The organism is Pseudomonas sp. ES3-33, assembly GCF_000952175.1.
Lineage (GTDB): Bacteria > Pseudomonadota > Gammaproteobacteria > Pseudomonadales > Pseudomonadaceae > Aquipseudomonas > Aquipseudomonas gregormendelii.
The window spans coordinates 43,573-62,986 of record NZ_JZRI01000078.1 but is presented as its reverse complement, the minus strand read 5'-3'; the positions used below and the strand labels follow the sequence as shown (position 1 = coordinate 62,986).

The window sequence follows — 19,414 nt, the reverse complement described above, 5'->3', positions numbered from 1 at the left end:
AGGCTGCTGAATATAGAGAGGGAAGCTTTCAGCAGCCTTACAGACCGGGTTGTGAATAGCTGACGCCGGAGTCGTGGTCCGGCGTCGGTTTTTTCGATGCTGCTTCTAGGTCTTAGTGCACCAGCATGCCGGTGAGCCAGTAGGCCTGGATGTAGGTGATCAGGCCGACGATCGTTGCAAAGAACAGGCTGTGCTTGAGGGTGAAGCGGAACAGATCCGACTCCTTGCCCACCAGGCCGGTCGCGGCGCAGGCCACGGCGATCGATTGCGGCGAGATCATCTTGCCGGTCACGCCGCCACTGGTGTTTGCCGCTACCAGCAGCACATCACTGACGCCGATCTGGTGCGCGGTGGTCGCTTGCAACGAGCTGAACAGCGCGTTGGACGACGTGTCGGAACCGGTCAGGAACACGCCCAGCCAGCCGAGGAACGGCGAGAAGAACGGGAAGGCCGCGCCGGTGCCTGCCAATACCAGCGCCATGGTCGAAGACATGCCCGAGTAGTTGGTGACGAAGGCAAAGGCCAGGACCATACCGATGGACAGAATCGGCCAGCGCAGTTCGTAGAAGGTCTCTCTCAAAGTGGTAAGACCAGTTTTTAAATTGATCTTCAGTACCAGCATCGAGATCAGAGCGGAGAAGAAAATCGCCGTGCCGGTGGCGGAAATCGGGTCGAGCTTGAATACCGCTGGAATGGCGGTCGGCGCAGTCACGATCGGTGCGACTTTAATCACCATCTGATCCAGGTGCGGAATCGCGAAGTTGAACACCCAGCTGTACATCGAGCCGCCGGCAGCAAACATTGCCTTGAACGGTTTGAGGGTCCAGATGGTGACCAGCACGGTGAGAATCAGGAACGGCGACCAGGCTTTGATGATTTCGAACAGGCTGTAAGGGGATGCCACGCTGGTGCGCGGTTGGCCGAAACCACCGGCGCTGGCGGTCACCACCGAAGCCGAGACGGCACCGGCGATGTGTTGGCCGGCGGCGCGTTTTGGCTGCCAGACTTTCAGGAACAGCGTCAGGGAAATCAGGCTGACCAGGGCCGAGGTGATGTCCGGCAGCTCAGGGCCGATAAAGTTCGACGTGAAGTATTGAGTGATGGCAAAGCTCAAACCGGCGACCAGCGCAGCAGGCCAGGTCTCACGAACGCCGCGCAGGCCATCCATCATGAACACCAGCCAGAACGGCACGAACAGCGACAGCAGCGGCAGTTGGCGACCGGTCATGGCGCCGATCTTGAACGCGTCGATGCCGGTCACTTGCCCGGCCACGATGATCGGAATCCCCAAGGCGCCGAAGGCCACTGGCGCGGTGTTGGCGATCAGGCACAGGCCCGCGGCGTACAGTGGGTTGAAGCCGAGTCCTACCAGCAATGCGGCGGTAATCGCTACCGGCGCACCGAAACCGGCAGCACCTTCCAGGAACGCACCGAAGCAGAAACCGATCAGCAGAACCTGCAAACGCTGGTCGTCGGTGATCGACAACACCGAGCTGCGGATGACCTCGAACTGACCACTCTTGACCGTCAGTTTGTAGAGGAACACAGCGGCGACAATGATCCACGCAATCGGCCACAGACCGTAGGCGAAGCCATAGCCTGCGGCGGCGAACGCCATGTCCACGGGCATCTGGAAAGCGAAGATTGCGACGGCGATGGACAACGCCAGCGTGATACTGCCGGCCACGTGCCCTTTGAGGCGGAACACCGCCAACGCCAGGAAGAAAAACACGATGGGGATAACGGCGGCGAGCGCGGAGAAGCCTAGGCTGCCGAGCGGGGTATAGAGCTGTTGCCAGGTTTGCATATGGGGTGGCCCCTAATTGTTGTTGGTCAGGCACTGGTCAGCGTGCTTGGATAATTGGTAATACCAATTTACAATCGCTGTTGGCTAGAGTAAAAGCCTTCTAGGGGTGTGTCAATTTGCCGCCCGCAAACTTTCGTCTTAGGTGCGCCTGGCGGGTCGATTTTTCGTTCGACTAAACAGTGTCCGGCAGGTGCCTGCGCAGCGCCGATAGGCCAGAATAGAGAGCCCGGCGAGTGGTCGGGATCGTGGAGAAATGAGTCATGGGGTTTGATCAGATTCGGCAGCGCCGTTTGTCTGACGATATTGTCGAGCAGCTCGAGGGGATGATTCTCGAGGGCACGCTGAAGGCCGGTGAGCGCTTGCCTGCCGAGCGTGCGCTGGCCGAGCAATTCGGCGTTTCGCGGCCGTCTTTACGCGAAGCGATCCAGAAACTGGCGGCCAAGGGCTTGCTGGTCAGTCGTCAGGGCGGTGGCAACTATGTGGTGGAATCCCTGGGCACGACGTTCAGCGATCCGTTGCTGCATCTGCTGGAAAGCAATCCCGAGGCACAGCGCGATTTGCTGGAGTTTCGCCACACCCTGGAAGCTTCATGCGCCTATTACGCAGCGCTGCGCGCTACCGATGTTGATCGCGAGCGCCTGACTGCGGCATTCACTCAATTGCAGGACTGCTACACGCGACACGATGAAATCAGTCGCGCGGAAGAAGGCGCCGCTGATGCGAAATTTCACCTGGCGATTGCCGAAGCCAGCCACAACGCCGTGTTGTTGCACACGATTCGCGGGCTGTTCGATCTGCTCAAGCGTAATGTCGTGACCAATATCGGCGGGATGTACAAACAGCGCACGGAAACCCGCGACATGCTGATCACTCAGCATCGGGAGCTGTACCTGGCGATTATCGAGGGGCGTGCCGAGCAGGCGCGAGAGGTGTCCAGCAGGCATATCCTGTATGTGCAGGAGGTGCTGGAGGAAGTGCGTCAGGAAGTGCAGCGCATGGCTCGGGCGGAGCGGCGCAAGGGGATGTGAACGATTTTGAGTGCAAAAGATCGCAGCCTTCGGCAGCTCCTACATGGATTTTGTTTCAACCCGATTCATCGGGCTCGCACAAAACTGTAGGAGCTGCCGCAGGCTGCGATCTTTTCGCAGGCGCCGCATTTCAGGCAGAAGAATTAATCTTCCTTGCCCTTGTTCCGCACCGCACGCTGCAGCTCACGACCGGCGTCGCGTTCGCGTTCGGTGTCGCGCTTGTCGTATTCCTTCTTGCCCTTGCCCAGAGCGATCTCGCACTTGACCATGTGCTTGCTCCAGTACCAGGACAGGCATACGCAGGCATAACCCTTCTGCTGCACGGCGGCGGCCAGCTTTTCCAGCTCGCGCCGATTCAGCAGCAGCTTGCGCGTGCGGGTCGGGTCAGCAATGACGTGGGTGCTTGCGGTCATCAGTGGCGTGATATGGCTGCCAAGCAGCCAGGCTTCGCCATCCTTGAGCAGTACATAACTGTCAACCAGTTGTAGCTTGCTCGCCCGCAAACTCTTTACTTCCCAGCCGGCCAGGACCAGACCAGCCTCGAACCGATGTTCGATGAAGTAATCGTGTCGCGCCTTTTTATTTTGCGCGATGGTCCCTGTGGGGTGTTTCTTCTGTTTAGCCATAGGGGCGGCATTATAGGGAGTTGCAAGCAAGTCGGCTACGGTATCGCTACGTGCTTGAGCAGGTTGATTGAATCCCGGACAATGCGCGCTCTTTTTTGAACGCTTGGGCGTGATAACGATGTCGACAGACAAGGTTTCTGTCCACGGCAGTTGGGCTAGCCGCTGGGTCTTCATACTCGCCGCGACCGGTTCGGCCGTGGGCCTGGGTAGTATCTGGAAATTCCCCTACATGGTCGGCGTCTATGGCGGCGGCGCCTTTGTGCTGATGTTCCTGGCCTGCATCGCGCTGATCGGGGTGCCGGTCATGCTGGCCGAAACCCTGATCGGCCGCCGTGCCCGGCAAAGCCCGGCGAATGCCTTGAAGGTGCTGGCCATCGAGGCCGGGCATTCGGGCAAGTGGTCCTGGGGGGCCTTCGCCGGCATGATCACGGCGTTGCTCATCCTGTCTTTCTACAGTGTGGTGGGCGGCTGGTCGCTGGATTACATCATCGACATGGGGCGTGGCGATTTCCAGGGCGTGACACCTGATCAGGTCGGCGCGTATTTCGGTAATGTCATCGCCGACCCCTGGCGCCTGACACTTTGGCACACAATATTCATGCTGCTGTCGGCCGTGGTGATCGCCAAGGGCGTCGTTGCCGGGCTCGAGCGCAGCCTGCGGATCATGATGCCACTGCTGTTCGTGATGATCCTGGTGTTGCTGGGTTACAGCATGACCACGGGCCACTTCATGGAAGGCGTGCATTTCATGTTCGACTTCCATCCGGAAAAAGTCCTTGATGGCTTGCTGCCCGCGATGGGCCATGCGTTCTTCTCCCTCAGTGTCGGCGTTGGTTCGATCATGATCTACGGCGCCTACATGCCCAAGGATTCATCGATTTCCGGTACGGTTGTCGGCGTGGCGCTGCTGGATACCTTCGTGTCCCTGGTCGCCGGATTGGCCCTGTTCCCGATCGTGTTCGCGGCCGGCCTGAACCCGAGCGAAGGTCCAGGGCTGATGTTTGTCAGCCTGCCTTTCGCCTTCGGCAACGTAGCCTTCGGCCAACTGATGGGCGTAGTGTTCTTCGTGCTGGTAGCCGTTGCGGCCTGGAGTTCGGCGATTTCCCTGCTCGAACCGATGGTGGCCTACCTGGTTGAACGGACCAAGGTCAGCCGCGCCTGGGTGACGTTCTGGCTGGCTTTCACCTGCTGGTTCGTGGGGCTGGGCACGGTGTTTTCCTTCAATATCTGGAAGCAAGCCAAGTTTTTCGTGAACGAAGGCGGGATGTTTCACCTCTATCAATGGGGTGCGGCCGGGGGATTGGACTTCTTCGGCGTGATCGATTTCTTCACCTCGCGAATCATGTTGCCCCTTGGCGGGTTATGTTTCGTGGTGTTTGCAGGCTGGGTAATGGGCCGTGAGGCGGTGCGCGACGAATTGTCGATCCGCCGTCCGGCACTGTTCGCCCTGTCCCTGTTTTTGATGCGCTATGTGGCGCCCATCGGCATTCTTGTAGTGTTTGCCGCCCAGCTGTGGAAGTGACGCTGACATGACGACACATATTCAACGTTCGGCCCTGCTGCCGTATCCGGCGCAAGCGCTGTATGACCTGGTCAACGACGTGGCGCGCTATCCGGAATTCCTGCCCTGGTGTTCGTCTGCCGAGGTCCTGGAGAGTTCTGCCGAGCATATGCGCGCCAGTGTCGGCGTGGCGAAGGGTGGCCTCAGCCAGCATTTCGTGACGCGCAATACGCTGGTGCCCGGTCAGTCCATCGAGATGAACCTGGAAGAAGGTCCGTTCAATCAGCTGCATGGCGTCTGGGTGTTCAAGGCGTTGGGCGAGAAGGCCTGCAAGATCAGCCTCGATCTGTCGTTTGATTATGCCGGCCCGATCGTTCGCGCCACCTTGGGGCCGCTGTTCAACCAGGCCGCCAACACCCTGGTGGATGCGTTCTGCCAGCGTGCCAAGCAAATGCATGGTTGAGGTCATGATCGACGTTGAGGTGATGTACGCCGCCGTTGATCGCCAGCTGTTGTTGGCGGTGAGCGTGCCGCCGGGGCTGACCGTGCGCGAGGTTGTGCGGCGCTCCGGGGTTGGCGAAGCGTTTCCCGAGCTTAATCTTGACGAGTGCCCGCTTGGGATCTTCGGCAAGGTGGTGGCCGATCCGCAAAGCCGGCTGGCCCAGGCCGGCGACCGGATCGAGATTTACCGGCCATTGCTGGCGGACCCCAAGGAAGTTCGGCGGCTGCGCGCAGCAAAAGCGGCTGAAGCCAGGGCGCGTAATCAGTAATCGCTGAACCGCAGATAATAAAAAACCCGGCATGCCGGGTTTTTTAATGCGTCGCAAATTATTGCGGCGAAGTGTCCAGAGGCTCTGGAGTCGGGACCGGAACGGTCTCTACGCCGTCCACGTCCTTCTGGATCTGGTCCAGCAACGAGCCTGGCTTGACCGGTTTTTCCGGTTTCGGCTTCTCGACGTTCTCTGCAGGTGCGGTCACATTAGTGCCGCCATCCTGGCCGAGAATGGCTTCGTCACGGCTGACTCCCGGCATGAAATCACCGGAAAGGCTGACAAGCTGGTCATTTGGGTTGAAGATAACGCTAATGCGTTCCTGTTGGCGTTCACCGCCACCGGGTTGCAGGCTGTACAGGTAATCCCAGCGATCGGCATGGAACGTGTCAGTCAGCAGGGGGTTGCCCATGATAAACCGTACTTGCCGACGGGTCATTCCCGGGCGTAACTGGTCTATCATGTCCTGCGTGACGACATTGCCCTGCTGGATGTCGATTTTGTAAACCCCGGGGAATGAACAACCGGCGAGTGCGAGCAGTCCCACAAAGGTGAAACTGGTTAGCAAGAGCTTGGTGTTTTGCATCGGTGGGCGACTTCCACTATCTTGGCTGGGACAACGTAAACGCCGATCATACCCGCATTAAGAGAAGCTGCGAAGCAGCATCGCGAGAAAGCTGACCATGGTTGAAAATAGCGAACTACGCAAAGCCGGCCTCAAAGTGACCCTTCCGCGGGTCAAAATTCTGCAAATGCTCGATTCCGCCGAGCAACGCCACATGAGTGCCGAGGACGTTTACAAGGCGCTGATGGAGGCTGGTGAGGACGTCGGTCTGGCCACGGTTTACCGTGTACTGACCCAGTTCGAGGCAGCTGGCCTTGTGGTGCGGCACAACTTCGACGGAGGCCATGCGGTCTTCGAGCTGGACGACGGCAAGCATCACGACCATATGGTCGACGTCGAAACCAGCGAAGTGATCGAATTCTTCGACGAAGAAATCGAGCGTCTGCAGAAAGCCATCGTCGACAAGTATGGCTTTGAGATGGTTGATCACAATCTTGTGCTGTATGTACGCAAGAAAAAGTAAGCATGTCGCGTGAACCTTCGGTTCGCGAAACGAGCGAAGGCGACCCCAGGGTCGCCTTCGTGCTTTCTGCCGCCTGGCTTGCAAGCGGTTTCGGTAGGAGCTGCTGCAGGCTCGGGCCGCGTGCGGACGATCTTTTGACTTTGCCCCTGTAATGAAAAGATCAAAAGATCGTCCGAACGCGGCCCGAGCCTGCGGCAGCTCCTACAGGGTTCGCTTTAGTTTTTTGCGGTAACCACCATTTTTTTCGCGTGAGCGAGAGATTCCTTGGTGAGGTCGATGCCGCCCAGCATGCGCGCCACTTCTTCCACCCGTTCATTCTTGCTGAGCTTGGACACGGCGGTACGCGTCGCGTCCTCCCCGCGCACTTTATGCACAAATAGATGTTGATGACCTTGGGCGGCCACCTGCGGCAAGTGGGTCACCGTCAGCACCTGGCCGCGTTCGCCTAGGCGGCGCAGCAGCTGGCCGACAATTTCTGCGGTGGGGCCACCGATACCCACGTCCACTTCGTCGAATACCAGGGTTGGCACCCGAGAGGTCTGGGCCGTGATCACCTGAATGGCCAGGCTGATCCGCGACAACTCGCCGCCCGACGCCACTTTCGCCAGGGCTTTGAGCGGCTGGCCGGGGTTGGCGCTGACCAGCAATTCGACCTGCTCCAGCCCGTTAGGCAGCAGTTCATCACTGGTGTTGGGGCGCAATTCAATACTGAAGCGCCCACCGGGCATGCCCAGGCGCTGGATTTCCTGTTCAACCGCGCTGGCCAGGCTGCCTGCGGCCTGGTGGCGCAGGTCGCTGAGGTCACGGGCCTTCTCGTGATAATGACGGGCGTAAGACGCCAGCTCATCACTCAAGCGCTCGATGGATTCGTCGTTGGCATTGAGTGTCTCGATTTCATCCAGCAGTTTCTGCTGCATTTCCGCGACTTCGGTCGGCTGGATGCGGTGCTTGCGTGCCATGGTGTAGATCGCATCCAGGCGCTCCTCCAGGTATTGCAGGCGTGCGGGGTCGGCATCGAAGTTGTCGAGGAAACGATTTAGCTCGCCAACGGCTTCTTCGACCTGGATCTGTGCGCTGGTCAGCAGGCTGCTGGCTTCGCCCAGGGCGCCGATGGAGTTGTTCACGCTCGACAGGCGATTGAGGCTGGCCGTCAGGGCGTTCAAGACATTTCCCGAATCACTTTCGCTGCATTGCTCGACCACTTGGCGGCAAATGCCCAGGAGTGTCTCGGCATTGGTCAGGTTCTTGTGCTCCTGCTCCAGCTGTTCCAGCTCGTTTTCGCCAAGGCCGAGGTTTTCCAGTTCTTCGAGCTGGTAGCTGAGCAGTTGATGGCGGGCACGCTGTTCGTCGCCGGAGTTGGAGAGGCGGTCCAGCTCGTGGCGGGTCTGGCGCCAGCGCTGGGCGGCCAATTGAACATGGCGGGCCAGGTCGGTTGCGCCGGCATACTCGTCCAGCAGGCGACGGTGAGTGTCGGTCTTCAGCAGGGACTGGTGTTCGTGCTGGCTATGGATGTCGATCAGCAGTTCGCCCAGGGACTTGAGGTCGCCAAGGGGGCAAGGGGTGCCATTGATGTAGCCGCGGGAACGGCCCTCGGCGGTGATCACCCGGCGCAGGATGCACGGCCCGTCGCTGTCGAGGTCGCGCTCGGCCAGCCAGGCACTGGCTTCAGGGATGTCGACCAGGTCGAAGGTGGCCAGGATGTCGGCCTTGTCTGCGCCTGGTCGCACCACGCCGCTGTCGGCGCGATCGCCCAGGGTCAGGCCCAGGGCGTCGAGCATGATCGACTTGCCGGCGCCGGTTTCCCCTGTGATCACGCTCATCCCGCGATCAAGTTCCAGATCGAGATGTTCAACGATGGCGTAGTTGTGTACAGACAGGTGCACCAGCATAAGGGCCGCTCCCAGGTGTTAGGTCTGGTTATTTATACAGTGTTTTCATTCTGGCTGACAATGGCCTCGCTTAGCTCGATTTGCTTGATCCGACGAAACCCTTAGTCCCGTGTTGAATCACAATGCAGCTCTTTTTTGTAGGGTTAATCCGCTCAACCCCTTGAAGCTGGTTTTTGCGGCCCCATATAGCTGGGCAGAAGCGCGAGTTGAGCTCGCGGACGTCATTGAAAGGAGAAATCTATGGCTGACGAACAGACAGTAGATACGCAAAATCCAGACGCCAATCAGGCGCCCGAGACTTCGGGTGATGACCTGGCGACCCGTGTAAAAGTGCTCGAAGAGCAACTGGCAGGCGCTCAGGATCAGGCTTTGCGTGTAGCCGCCGATCTGCAGAACGTCCGCCGTCGCGCCGAGCAGGATGTAGAAAAGGCTCACAAATTTGCGCTGGAAAAATTCGCCAGCGACCTGCTGCCGATCATCGACAGCCTGGAGCGGGGCCTGGAGTTGTCCAACCCGGATGACGAAAGCATCCGCCCAATGCGTGAAGGCATCGAGCTGACCCTGAAAATGTTCCAGGACACCCTGAAGCGTTATCAGCTGGAAGCGATCGACCCGCATGGCGAACCGTTCAACGCCGTTCATCATCAGGCGATGGCCATGCAGGAAAGCGCCGATGTCGAGCCAAACAGCGTGCTCAAGGTGTTCCAGAAGGGCTACCAGCTCAATGGTCGCCTGCTGCGCCCGGCCATGGTCGTGGTCAGCAAGGCCCCTGCGCCAGTTTCGCCTTCTATTGACGAGCAGGCTTGAAATTAGCCGCAAGGCCCCCATTTAGAAGTCAAGCGTTTAAGTGCTACCGCAGTTAGCCACCACTGCTGCGGCAACCAAATCCAAAGTTTCGGGAGAGTTAACATGGGCAAAATTATCGGTATCGACCTGGGGACTACCAACTCCTGCGTCTCCGTGATGGAAAACGGCAAAGCCAAAGTTATTGAAAACGCTGAAGGCGCGCGTACCACGCCGTCGATCATCGCTTACGCCAACGATGGTGAAATCCTGGTTGGCCAGTCGGCCAAGCGTCAGGCAGTGACCAATCCGCACAACACCCTGTACGCGGTGAAGCGTCTGATCGGTCGCAAGTTCGACGAAGAAGTCGTACAAAAAGACATCAAGATGGTCCCTTACAAAATCGCCAAGGCTGACAACGGCGACGCATGGGTAGAAGTGAACGGCCAGAAAATGTCGCCGCCACAAATCTCGGCTGAAATTCTGAAGAAAATGAAGAAGACCGCCGAAGACTACCTCGGCGAGCCAGTGACCGAAGCGGTGATCACCGTTCCGGCCTACTTCAACGACAGCCAGCGTCAAGCGACTAAAGACGCCGGCCGCATCGCGGGCCTGGACGTTAAACGTATCATCAACGAACCAACCGCAGCTGCTCTGGCTTACGGTATGGACAAGGCCAAGGGCGATCACACCGTGATCGTTTACGACCTGGGCGGTGGTACTTTTGACGTTTCCGTGATCGAAATCGCTGAAGTTGATGGCGAGCACCAGTTCGAAGTACTGGCCACCAACGGTGACACGTTCCTGGGCGGTGAAGACTTTGACATTCGTCTGATCGACTACCTCGTTGACGAATTCAAGAAAGAAAGCGGCATGAACCTCAAGGGTGACCCGCTGGCGATGCAGCGCCTGAAAGAAGCCGCTGAAAAAGCCAAGATCGAACTGTCTTCGAGCAATTCGACCGACGTGAACCTGCCGTACATCACTGCAGACGCTACCGGTCCTAAGCACTTGAACGTGAAAATCTCCCGCGCCAAGCTCGAAGCGCTGGTTGAAGACCTGGTTCAACGCACCATCGAACCATGCCGCATCGCTCTGAAAGACTCCGGTATCGACGTTGGCGCTATCAACGACGTGATCCTGGTTGGCGGTCAGACCCGTATGCCACTGGTTCAGAAGCTGGTAACCGAGTTCTTCGGTAAAGAAGCTCGTAAAGACGTGAACCCGGACGAAGCCGTTGCCATGGGTGCTGCTATCCAGGGCGCCGTATTGGCCGGTGACGTGAAAGACGTCCTGCTGCTCGACGTCAGCCCGCTGACCCTGGGTATCGAAACCATGGGTGGCGTGATGACTGCGCTGATCGAGAAAAACACCACGATTCCTACCAAGAAATCGCAAGTGTTCTCGACTGCCGACGACAACCAGGGCGCTGTGACCATTCACGTGCTGCAAGGTGAGCGTAAGCAAGCCGCTCAGAACAAGTCTTTGGGCAAGTTCGACCTGGCCGAGATTCCACCAGCACCACGTGGCGTGCCACAAATTGAAGTGACCTTCGACATCGACGCCAACGGCATCCTGCACGTAGGCGCCAAGGACAAGGCCACTGGCAAGACTCAGTCGATCGTGATCAAGGCCAACTCGGGTCTGTCCGAGGAAGAAATTCAGCAGATGATTCGCGATGCTGAAACCAACGCCGACGAAGATCGCAAGTTCGAAGAGCTGGCCGCTGCCCGTAACCAGGGTGATGCGCTGGTGCACTCGACTCGCAAAATGATCGCTGATGCTGGCGACAAGGTGAGCGCTGAAGAGAAGACTGCAATCGAAGCTGCTGTGGTAGCCCTTGAAGCCGCTGTCAAAGGCGACGACAAGGCTGCGATCGAAGCCAAGGTTGAAGAGCTGTCGAAAGTCTCCGCTCCAGTGGCACAGAAGATGTACGCCGAACAGGCCCAGCCTGCTGAAGGCGCTGCACCGCAGGACGAAAAGGCAGAGAAGGCCGATGACGTCGTCGACGCTGAGTTCGAAGAAGTCAAAGACAACAAGTAAGTTGTTGGTCGCCCGGTTGACTGCCTTCAGGCGGTGACTGGTAGGATGTCGCCGCGCGGGAGCCTGCTCCCGCGTTGGCGTGTCTGGAGTACGAGAATTTTTTACAGCATGCGGCAGCGTTCGTATGTTGCTGGTATGGCCGGGAATGCTCCTGCTTTTCGCGCCGCAAGTACCGCAATGAATCAAAGACCAGGATCGTTGAATTGACGTGAGTTGGGTCCGGGCCTGTATTGGGGCTCAACGAGTTTGGCAAGGCTCAGGAGAGGTTTGCCGGACGTCCTCAAGAGTGCAAAGACTTATGGCAAAGCGTGACTATTACGAAGTGTTGGGTGTTGAGCGTGGCTCAAGCGAAGCAGACCTGAAGAAGGCCTACCGCCGCCTGGCAATGAAGCATCACCCGGACCGTAATCCCGATGACAAAGCGTCGGAAGAGATGTTCAAGGAGGCCAACGAGGCCTACGAAGTGCTGTCCGATTCGAGCAAGCGCGCCGCTTACGACCAGTACGGTCATGCTGGCGTCGACCCGAGCATGGGCGGCGGTGGGCCAGGTTTCGGTGGTCAGAATTTCTCCGACATCTTTGGCGATGTGTTCAGCGATTTCTTCGGTGGCGGTCGCGGCGGTGCTCGTGGCGGCGCCCAGCGCGGCAGCGACCTGCGCTACACGCTGGAGCTGAACCTGGAAGAGGCGGTGCGCGGTACTACCGTGAATATCCGCGTTCCGACATTGGTCAACTGCAAGCCGTGCGATGGCTCGGGTGCCAAGAAGGGCTCGGCGCCTGTTACCTGCCCGACCTGTGGCGGCATCGGCCAGGTTCGCATGCAGCAAGGCTTCTTCTCGGTACAGCAAACCTGCCCGCGCTGCCATGGCCAGGGCAAGATCATTTCCGACCCGTGCGATTCCTGCAACGGTGACGGTCGTATCGAAGAGTACAAGACCCTGTCGGTGAAAGTGCCGGCCGGTGTCGATACCGGTGATCGCATCCGCCTGTCCGGCGAAGGCGAGGCGGGCGCCCAGGGCGGCCCGACTGGCGACCTCTATGTGGTGATCAACGTGCGCGAGCACGCGATCTTCCAGCGCGACGGCAAGCATCTGTTCTGTGAAGTGCCGATCAGCTTTGTCGATGCGGCGCTGGGCGGCGAGCTGGAGATTCCGACCCTGGATGGTCGAGTCAAGCTGAAGATCCCCGAGGGCACCCAGACCGGCAAGCAGTTCCGGGTCCGTGGCAAAGGCGTTGCGCCGGTGCGCGGTGGCGGTGCTGGCGACCTGATGTGCCGGGTGGCGGTCGAAACCCCGGTAAACCTGGGTCGTCGTCAGCGCGAATTGCTGGAAGAGTTCCGCAGCTCGCTGGCGGACGATAACAGCCATTCGCCGAAAACCACTGGCTGGTTCGAAGGCGTGAAGCGCTTCTTCGGCGATTTGTAAGGAGAAGGGCATGCGACGTATTGCAGTGATGGGCGCCGCCGGGCGCATGGGTAAAACCCTGATTGAAGCCGTGCAGCAAACCCCGGGCGCCGGCCTGACGGCGGCTGTGGATCGTCCCGACAGCACGCTGGTCGGTGCGGATGCCGGTGAGCTGGCGGCGCTGGGTCGCATTGGCGTTCCGCTGTCTGGTGACCTGGCTCGGGTGGCCGACGAGTTCGACGTGCTGATCGACTTCACTCACCCGACAGTGACCCTGAAGAACCTCGCCTTCTGCCGCAAGCACGGCAAGGCGATGATCATCGGCACAACGGGTTTCAGTGTCGAAGAGAAGCAGCTGCTGGCCGAGGCGGGCAAGGACATTCCAATTGTCTTCGCTGCCAACTTCAGCGTCGGCGTCAACCTGTGCCTGAAACTGCTCGATACGGCGGCGCGGGTGCTGGGTGATGATGTCGATATCGAAATCACCGAGGCTCACCATCGGCATAAAGTCGATGCGCCGTCAGGCACTGCCGTGCGCATGGGTGAGGTGATTGCCGATGCCCTCGGTCGTGATCTGAAGAAGGTTGCGGTGTACGGTCGTGAGGGTCAGACCGGCGCTCGCGAGCGCGAGACCATCGGTTTTGCCACCGTGCGTGCCGGCGACATCGTTGGCGATCACACGGTGCTGTTCGCCGCCGACGGTGAGCGCGTAGAGATCACCCACAAGGCGTCCAGTCGCATGACCTTCGCCAAGGGTGCGGTGCGTGCGGCATTGTGGCTGGACGGGCGTGAGCCTGGTCTGTACGACATGCAAGACGTGCTCGACCTGCGTTAAGATGCACCCGAGATCGGGCTCGCGCGCAGCGTTTGAGCCCGGTTTTACTCCGCCAAGCGACGACCTGTCGCATTCTCCGGCCTTTAAGGCTCATTGGCGGTAGACCAAAAAGGCCTTTTTCTGTAAGCTACAGCTTTAGTGTGTTCACTAAAAGCGCGCAGAATAATTCAGTGAATGAGCGGGGTGACGTGTCCATACGTCACTCCGCTTTTTTACACCTGCGATCGCCCTTTCAGGCTTTATTTACGGGAGGTCTTCTTGACTAAGCCAGCCATACTCGCCCTTGCTGATGGCAGCATTTTTCGCGGCGAAGCAATTGGAGCCGACGGTCAAACCGTTGGTGAGGTGGTGTTCAATACCGCCATGACCGGCTATCAGGAAATCCTTACCGATCCTTCCTACGCCCAACAGATCGTTACCCTGACCTATCCGCATATCGGCAACACCGGCACCACGCCGGAAGACGCCGAGTCTGACCGCGTCTGGTCTGCTGGCCTGGTCATCCGTGACTTGCCACTGGTTGCGAGCAACTGGCGCAACACGATGTCCCTGTCCGATTACCTGAAAGCCAACAATGTCGTGGCCATCGCCGGTATCGATACCCGTCGCCTGACCCGCATCCTGCGTGAGAAAGGTGCACAGAACGGCTGCATCATGGCCGGCGACAACATCTCAGAAGAAGCCGCCATTGCCGCCGCCCAGGGTTTTCCTGGCCTCAAGGGCATGGACCTGGCGAAAGTCGTCAGCACCAAAGAGCAGTACGAGTGGCGCTCGACGGTCTGGGACCTGAAAACCGACAGCCACGCGACCATCGACGCCTCTGAGCTGCCGTACCATGTGGTCGCCTACGACTACGGCGTGAAGCTGAACATCCTGCGCATGCTGGTCGAGCGCGGTTGCCGCGTCACTGTGGTTCCGGCCCAGACGCCAGCGGCCGACGTGCTGGCGATGAAGCCCGATGGCGTGTTCCTGTCCAACGGCCCGGGTGATCCGGAGCCATGCGACTACGCGATCCAGGCGATCAAGGACGTACTGGAAACCGAGATCCCGGTATTCGGTATCTGCCTCGGTCACCAGCTGCTGGCCCTGGCCTCCGGCGCCAAGACCCTGAAAATGGGCCACGGCCACCACGGTGCCAACCACCCGGTGCAGGACCTGGACAGCGGTGTAGTCATGATCACCAGCCAGAACCACGGTTTTGCGGTGGACGAAGCGACCCTGCCGGCCAACGTGCGCGCGATCCACAAATCGCTGTTCGACGGCACCCTGCAAGGCATCGAGCGTACCGACAAGAGCGCCTTCAGCTTCCAGGGTCACCCGGAAGCCAGCCCTGGCCCGAACGACGTAGCGCCATTGTTCGATCGCTTCATCAACGAGATGGCCAAGCGACGCTGATCGCTCGCCCTGATGCAGCAAAGCTTGAGGGCGGCCCCCATCGGCGGCCCCCTCAAGGCTTCACAGATTGAACAAGACGGCTTGCCGACTGACCTGCGGATTTGAGTGACAAACCCATGCCAAAACGTACAGACATAAAAAGCATCCTGATTCTCGGCGCTGGCCCGATCGTGATCGGCCAGGCCTGCGAATTCGACTACTCCGGCGCCCAGGCCTGCAAAGCCCTGCGCGAGGAGGGCTACCGCGTCATCCTGGTGAACTCCAACCCGGCGACCATCATGACCGACCCGGACATGGCCGACGCCACCTACATCGAGCCGATCAAGTGGCAGACCGTTGCCAAGATCATCGAGAAAGAGCGTCCGGACGCGCTGCTGCCAACCATGGGTGGCCAGACCGCCCTGAACTGCGCCCTGGACCTGGAGCGCGAAGGCGTCCTGGAAAAATTCGGCGTAGAGATGATCGGCGCCAATGCCGACACCATCGACAAGGCTGAAGACCGCTCGCGCTTTGACAAGGCGATGAAATCCATCGGCCTGGACTGCCCGCGCTCGGGTATCGCCCACAGCATGGAAGAAGCCAACGCAGTGCTCGAGAAGCTTGGCTTCCCGTGCATCATCCGTCCGTCCTTCACCATGGGCGGCACCGGTGGCGGTATCGCGTACAACCGTGAAGAGTTCGAAGAAATCTGCGCCCGTGGTCTGGACCTGTCGCCAACCAAAGAGCTGCTGATCGACGAATCCCTGATCGGCTGGAAAGAATACGAGATGGAGGTTGTCCGCGATAAGAAGGACAACTGCATCATCGTCTGCTCCATTGAAAACTTTGACCCGATGGGCGTGCACACCGGTGACTCGATCACCGTTGCGCCGGCACAGACCCTGACGGACAAGGAATACCAGATCATGCGTAACGCCTCCCTGGCGGTACTGCGCGAGATCGGCGTGGAAACCGGCGGCTCCAACGTCCAGTTCGGCATTTGCCCGGACACCGGTCGCATGGTGGTCATCGAGATGAACCCGCGGGTATCCCGTTCGTCGGCACTGGCCTCCAAAGCCACCGGTTTCCCGATTGCGCGCATCGCTGCCAAGCTGGCGATCGGCTACACCCTGGATGAACTGCAGAACGAAATCACCGGCGGTGCTACGCCTGCGTCCTTCGAGCCGTCCATCGACTACGTCGTGACCAAGCTGCCTCGCTTCGCCTTCGAGAAATTCCCGAAAGCCGACGCGCGCCTGACCACGCAAATGAAGTCGGTAGGTGAGGTCATGGCCATCGGCCGGACTTTCCAGGAATCCCTGCAGAAAGCTTTGCGCGGCCTGGAAGTGGGCGTTTGCGGCCTGGACGAGAAGCTCGACCTGAGCAATCCGGAAAGCATGAGCATCCTCAAGCGCGAACTGACCGTGCCGGGTGCCGAGCGTATCTGGTACGTGGCTGACGCCTTCCGCGCCGGCCTGTCGGTCGAAGACATCTTCGGCATGAACATGATCGACCCGTGGTTCCTGGTACAGATCGAAGATCTGATCAAGGAAGAAGAGAAGGTCAAGACCCTGGGTCTGGCCAGCATCGACCGCGACCTGATGTTCAAGCTCAAGCGCAAAGGCTTCTCCGACATGCGTCTGGCCAAGCTGCTGGGTGTGACCGAGAAGGCGCTGCGTCGTCACCGCCACAAGCTGGAGATCTTCCCGGTCTACAAGCGCGTTGACACCTGCGCGGCCGAGTTCGCCACCGACACCGCGTACATGTACTCGACTTACGAGGAAGAGTGCGAAGCTGCACCTTCGGGCCGCGACAAGATCATGATCCTCGGCGGCGGTCCTAACCGTATCGGCCAGGGCATCGAGTTCGACTACTGCTGCGTGCACGCGGCATTGGCCCTGCGCGAAGACGGTTACGAGACCATCATGGTCAACTGCAACCCGGAAACCGTTTCCACCGACTACGACACCTCCGATCGCCTGTACTTCGAGCCAGTGACCCTGGAAGACGTGCTGGAAATCTGCCGCGTCGAGAAGCCAAAAGGCGTGATCGTCCAGTACGGCGGTCAGACCCCGCTGAAACTGGCACGAGCCCTGGAAGAAGCCGGCGTGCCGATCATCGGCACCAGCCCTGACGCCATTGACCGCGCCGAAGACCGTGAGCGCTTCCAGCAGATGGTCGAGCGCCTGAACCTGCGCCAGCCGCCAAACGCCACCGTGCGCAGCGAAGACGAAGCGATTCGCGCTGCCAGCAAGATCGGCTACCCGCTGGTGGTTCGTCCGTCCTACGTGTTGGGCGGTCGTGCGATGGAAATCGTCTACGAAGAAGAAGAGCTCAAGCGCTACCTGCGTGACGCGGTGAAAGTGTCCAACGACAGCCCGGTGCTGCTCGACCACTTCCTCAACTGCGCCATCGAGATGGACGTGGATGCGGTCTGCGACGGCACCGACGTGGTGATCGGCGCGATCATGCAACACATCGAGCAGGCCGGCGTTCACTCCGGTGACTCCGCATGCTCCCTGCCGCCTTACTCGCTGCCTGCGCACATCCAGGACGAGATGCGCGAACAGGTCAAGAAAATGGCCCTGGAGCTGGGCGTTGTCGGCCTGATGAACGTGCAGTTGGCGCTGCAAGGCGAAGACATCTACGTCATCGAAGTCAACCCGCGCGCTTCCCGTACCGTACCTTTCGTGTCCAAGTGCATCGGTGTTTCCCTGGCAATGATCGCGGCTCGCGTCATGGCCGGCAAAACCCTGAAGGAAATCGGCTTCACCAAGGAAATCATTCCTAACTTCTACAGCGTGAAAGAGGCGGTGTTCCCATTCGCCAAATTCCCTGGTGTGGACCCGATCCTGGGCCCTGAGATGAAGTCCACCGGTGAAGTGATGGGCGTGGGCGACACCTTCGGCGAAGCATTCGCCAAGGCCCAGATGGGCGCCAGCGAAGTGCTGCCGACCGGCGGTACCGCGTTCATCAGCGTGCGCGACGATGACAAACCACTGGTTGCAGGCGTGGCCCGTGATCTGATCAACTTGGGCTTCGAAGTGGTTGCCACTGCCGGTACTGCCAAGCTGATCGAGGCCGCAGGCCTGAAAGTGCGCCGTGTGAACAAGGTGACCGAAGGTCGTCCGCACGTGGTCGACATGATCAAAAATGACGAAGTCACCCTGATCATCAACACCACCGAAGGTCGTCAGTCGATCGCCGACTCGTACTCCATTCGTCGTAATGCGCTGCAGCACAAGATTTACTGCACCACCACCATTGCTGCTGGCGAAGCCATCTGCGAAGCGTTGAAGTTCGGTCCCGAGAAGACTGTGCGCCGCTTGCAGGATCTACACGCAGGATTAAAGGCATGATCAAGTACCCAATGACCGTCCAGGGCGCCAAAGCCCTGGAAGAAGAACACGCTCACCTGACCAAGGTCGTCCGTCCGAAGCTCAGCCAGGACATCGGGACGGCCCGCGAGTTGGGTGACCTGAAGGAAAACGCCGAGTACCACGCTGCCCGCGAGCAGCAAGGGATGGTCGAGGCGCGGATTCGTGACATCGAAGGCCGGATTCAGAACCAGGTCATCATCGACGTCACTTCCATTCCTCATACCGGTAAAGTGATTTTCGGCACCACCGTTGAGATCGCCAACGTCGAGACGGATGAGCGCGTCACTTACCACATCGTGGGTGAGGACGAAGCTGACTTCAAACTCGGCAAGATTTCGGTGGGTTCACCACTGGCCCGCGCCTTGATCGCCAAGGAGGAGGGTGACGTGGTTGCCGTGAAGACGCCGGGTGGCGTTATCGAGTATGAGATTGTCGAAGTTCGCCACATCTGATAAGCCATGGCGCCCGCTTCGTGCGGGCGCGATGCTTTGGCAGCTGACCCAGATGTTATGGGTAGGCGGCCTGTGGCTGTTGCATATCGGTCTGCTGCCGGTGCTGGGCTGGATTGGCCTGGCACCGCTGCTGATCGACGAAATTGCAGGCATGCTGAATGCGCTGATGGTGGGGTTTGCCGCAGCGTGTGTGATTTTTCAGGCTTTGGTGCTGATTCAGGCCGAGGGCCTTGCCAGTCTATGGCGCGATATTCGCGGGCAACTGCTGTTGATGGCGCTGTATGCGTGCGGGATGTTTGTCGCTGTGCGCCTGGGATGGCCGGATGCCGTGAGCTGGCAGGTTTTCAGCTATCTCGTCCTGGGGTTTTCCGGGCTGGTGCTGGTGTTGCAGCCGGTACCTGGATGGAGTGGCAGGGTGCGCGAAGCACACCCTTGA

The 19,414-nt window shown here is 59.4% G+C and carries 17 protein-coding genes; 13 read left to right on the top strand and 4 right to left on the bottom strand.

What is annotated here, in order from left to right; all coding sequences use genetic code 11:
- Positions 1-112: 112 nt before the first annotated feature.
- Positions 113-1,807, bottom strand: coding sequence for a lactate permease LctP family transporter (locus UB23_RS14810; RefSeq protein ID WP_045060062.1), 1,695 nt, complete (start codon positions 1,805-1,807; stop codon positions 113-115).
- Positions 1,808-2,067: 260 nt separating this feature from the next.
- Here UB23_RS14810 and UB23_RS14805 point away from each other — a divergent pair, with 260 nt between their 5' ends.
- Positions 2,068-2,835, top strand: coding sequence for a GntR family transcriptional regulator (locus tag UB23_RS14805; RefSeq protein ID WP_045060061.1), 768 nt, complete (start codon positions 2,068-2,070; stop codon positions 2,833-2,835).
- A 143-nt stretch (positions 2,836-2,978) separates the two neighbouring features.
- Here UB23_RS14805 and smpB read toward each other — a convergent pair whose 3' ends face one another.
- Positions 2,979-3,461, bottom strand: coding sequence for an SsrA-binding protein SmpB (gene smpB, locus UB23_RS14800; protein WP_028623113.1), 483 nt, complete (start codon positions 3,459-3,461; stop codon positions 2,979-2,981).
- 118 nt (positions 3,462-3,579) lie between these two features.
- Here smpB and UB23_RS14795 point away from each other — a divergent pair, with 118 nt between their 5' ends.
- Genes UB23_RS14795 through UB23_RS14785 form a run of 3 tightly spaced genes read left to right on the top strand, consistent with a single transcriptional unit; the run spans position 3,580 to position 5,732 of the window.
- A complete protein-coding gene (locus UB23_RS14795; protein ID WP_045060060.1) occupies positions 3,580-4,983 on the top strand; it encodes a sodium-dependent transporter in 1,404 nt (467 codons plus the stop codon).
- A gap of 7 nt (positions 4,984-4,990) precedes the next feature.
- Positions 4,991-5,425 (top strand): type II toxin-antitoxin system RatA family toxin, encoded by a 435-nt coding sequence (locus UB23_RS14790; RefSeq protein WP_045060059.1) that lies wholly within the window; start codon positions 4,991-4,993, stop codon positions 5,423-5,425.
- Entirely contained in the window at positions 5,418-5,732 is a 315-nt protein-coding gene (locus tag UB23_RS14785) for an RnfH family protein (protein WP_045060058.1), read from the top strand. Before UB23_RS14790 ends, UB23_RS14785 begins: the two co-directional genes overlap by 8 nt.
- A 58-nt stretch (positions 5,733-5,790) precedes the next feature.
- Here UB23_RS14785 and UB23_RS14780 read toward each other — a convergent pair whose 3' ends face one another.
- Entirely contained in the window at positions 5,791-6,318 is a 528-nt protein-coding gene (locus UB23_RS14780) for an outer membrane protein assembly factor BamE (protein ID WP_045060057.1), read from the bottom strand.
- 97 nt (positions 6,319-6,415) lie between these two features.
- Between UB23_RS14780 and fur the strand changes: the two genes are divergently transcribed.
- Positions 6,416-6,820, top strand: coding sequence for a ferric iron uptake transcriptional regulator (gene fur, locus UB23_RS14775; protein ID WP_045060056.1), 405 nt, complete (start codon positions 6,416-6,418; stop codon positions 6,818-6,820).
- A gap of 215 nt (positions 6,821-7,035) precedes the next feature.
- Here fur and recN read toward each other — a convergent pair whose 3' ends face one another.
- Positions 7,036-8,709: a DNA repair protein RecN gene (recN, locus tag UB23_RS14770; protein ID WP_045060055.1), complete on the bottom strand. Its 1,674-nt coding sequence runs from the start codon at positions 8,707-8,709 to the stop codon at positions 7,036-7,038.
- A gap of 240 nt (positions 8,710-8,949) precedes the next feature.
- Here recN and grpE point away from each other — a divergent pair, with 240 nt between their 5' ends.
- The 8 genes from grpE to UB23_RS14730 all read left to right on the top strand — a co-directional run bounded on the left by grpE (position 8,950) and on the right by UB23_RS14730 (position 19,414).
- A complete protein-coding gene (gene grpE, locus UB23_RS14765; RefSeq protein ID WP_045060054.1) occupies positions 8,950-9,516 on the top strand; it encodes a nucleotide exchange factor GrpE in 567 nt (188 codons plus the stop codon).
- 102 nt (positions 9,517-9,618) lie between these two features.
- Positions 9,619-11,535, top strand: coding sequence for a molecular chaperone DnaK (dnaK, locus tag UB23_RS14760; protein ID WP_045060053.1), 1,917 nt, complete (start codon positions 9,619-9,621; stop codon positions 11,533-11,535).
- 298 nt (positions 11,536-11,833) lie between these two features.
- Positions 11,834-12,958: a molecular chaperone DnaJ gene (gene dnaJ / locus UB23_RS14755; RefSeq protein WP_045060052.1), complete on the top strand. Its 1,125-nt coding sequence runs from the start codon at positions 11,834-11,836 to the stop codon at positions 12,956-12,958.
- A 10-nt stretch (positions 12,959-12,968) separates the two neighbouring features.
- Positions 12,969-13,772, top strand: coding sequence for a 4-hydroxy-tetrahydrodipicolinate reductase (dapB, locus tag UB23_RS14750; RefSeq protein WP_045060051.1), 804 nt, complete (start codon positions 12,969-12,971; stop codon positions 13,770-13,772).
- 258 nt (positions 13,773-14,030) lie between these two features.
- Positions 14,031-15,167 carry a glutamine-hydrolyzing carbamoyl-phosphate synthase small subunit gene (carA, locus tag UB23_RS14745; protein WP_045060050.1) on the top strand — a complete coding sequence of 379 codons (1,137 nt, stop codon included), beginning with the start codon at positions 14,031-14,033 and terminating at the stop codon, positions 15,165-15,167.
- Between the two features lie 116 nt (positions 15,168-15,283).
- Positions 15,284-18,505: a carbamoyl-phosphate synthase large subunit gene (gene carB, locus UB23_RS14740; RefSeq protein ID WP_045060049.1), complete on the top strand. Its 3,222-nt coding sequence runs from the start codon at positions 15,284-15,286 to the stop codon at positions 18,503-18,505.
- Entirely contained in the window at positions 18,502-18,978 is a 477-nt protein-coding gene (greA, locus tag UB23_RS14735; protein WP_008029775.1) for a transcription elongation factor GreA, read from the top strand. Before carB ends, greA begins: the two co-directional genes overlap by 4 nt.
- Positions 18,979-19,009: 31 nt before the next feature.
- Entirely contained in the window at positions 19,010-19,414 is a 405-nt protein-coding gene (locus tag UB23_RS14730) for a hypothetical protein (protein WP_045060048.1), read from the top strand.

What these genes read in the sequence shown, in the direction of transcription:
- UB23_RS14810 (WP_045060062.1), bottom strand. Translation starts at nt 1,807, where the DNA reads ATGCAAACCTGGCAACAGCTCTATACCCCGCTCGGCAGCCTAGGCTTC.
- UB23_RS14805 (WP_045060061.1), top strand. Translation starts at nt 2,068, where the DNA reads ATGGGGTTTGATCAGATTCGGCAGCGCCGTTTGTCTGACGATATTGTC.
- smpB (WP_028623113.1), bottom strand. Translation starts at nt 3,461, where the DNA reads ATGGCTAAACAGAAGAAACACCCCACAGGGACCATCGCGCAAAATAAA.
- UB23_RS14795 (WP_045060060.1), top strand. Translation starts at nt 3,580, where the DNA reads ATGTCGACAGACAAGGTTTCTGTCCACGGCAGTTGGGCTAGCCGCTGG.
- UB23_RS14790 (WP_045060059.1), top strand. Translation starts at nt 4,991, where the DNA reads ATGACGACACATATTCAACGTTCGGCCCTGCTGCCGTATCCGGCGCAA.
- UB23_RS14785 (WP_045060058.1), top strand. Translation starts at nt 5,418, where the DNA reads ATGGTTGAGGTCATGATCGACGTTGAGGTGATGTACGCCGCCGTTGAT.
- UB23_RS14780 (WP_045060057.1), bottom strand. Translation starts at nt 6,318, where the DNA reads ATGCAAAACACCAAGCTCTTGCTAACCAGTTTCACCTTTGTGGGACTG.
- fur (WP_045060056.1), top strand. Translation starts at nt 6,416, where the DNA reads ATGGTTGAAAATAGCGAACTACGCAAAGCCGGCCTCAAAGTGACCCTT.
- recN (WP_045060055.1), bottom strand. Translation starts at nt 8,709, where the DNA reads ATGCTGGTGCACCTGTCTGTACACAACTACGCCATCGTTGAACATCTC.
- grpE (WP_045060054.1), top strand. Translation starts at nt 8,950, where the DNA reads ATGGCTGACGAACAGACAGTAGATACGCAAAATCCAGACGCCAATCAG.
- dnaK (WP_045060053.1), top strand. Translation starts at nt 9,619, where the DNA reads ATGGGCAAAATTATCGGTATCGACCTGGGGACTACCAACTCCTGCGTC.
- dnaJ (WP_045060052.1), top strand. Translation starts at nt 11,834, where the DNA reads ATGGCAAAGCGTGACTATTACGAAGTGTTGGGTGTTGAGCGTGGCTCA.
- dapB (WP_045060051.1), top strand. Translation starts at nt 12,969, where the DNA reads ATGCGACGTATTGCAGTGATGGGCGCCGCCGGGCGCATGGGTAAAACC.
- carB (WP_045060049.1), top strand. Translation starts at nt 15,284, where the DNA reads ATGCCAAAACGTACAGACATAAAAAGCATCCTGATTCTCGGCGCTGGC.
- greA (WP_008029775.1), top strand. Translation starts at nt 18,502, where the DNA reads ATGATCAAGTACCCAATGACCGTCCAGGGCGCCAAAGCCCTGGAAGAA.
- UB23_RS14730 (WP_045060048.1), top strand. Translation starts at nt 19,010, where the DNA reads ATGCTTTGGCAGCTGACCCAGATGTTATGGGTAGGCGGCCTGTGGCTG.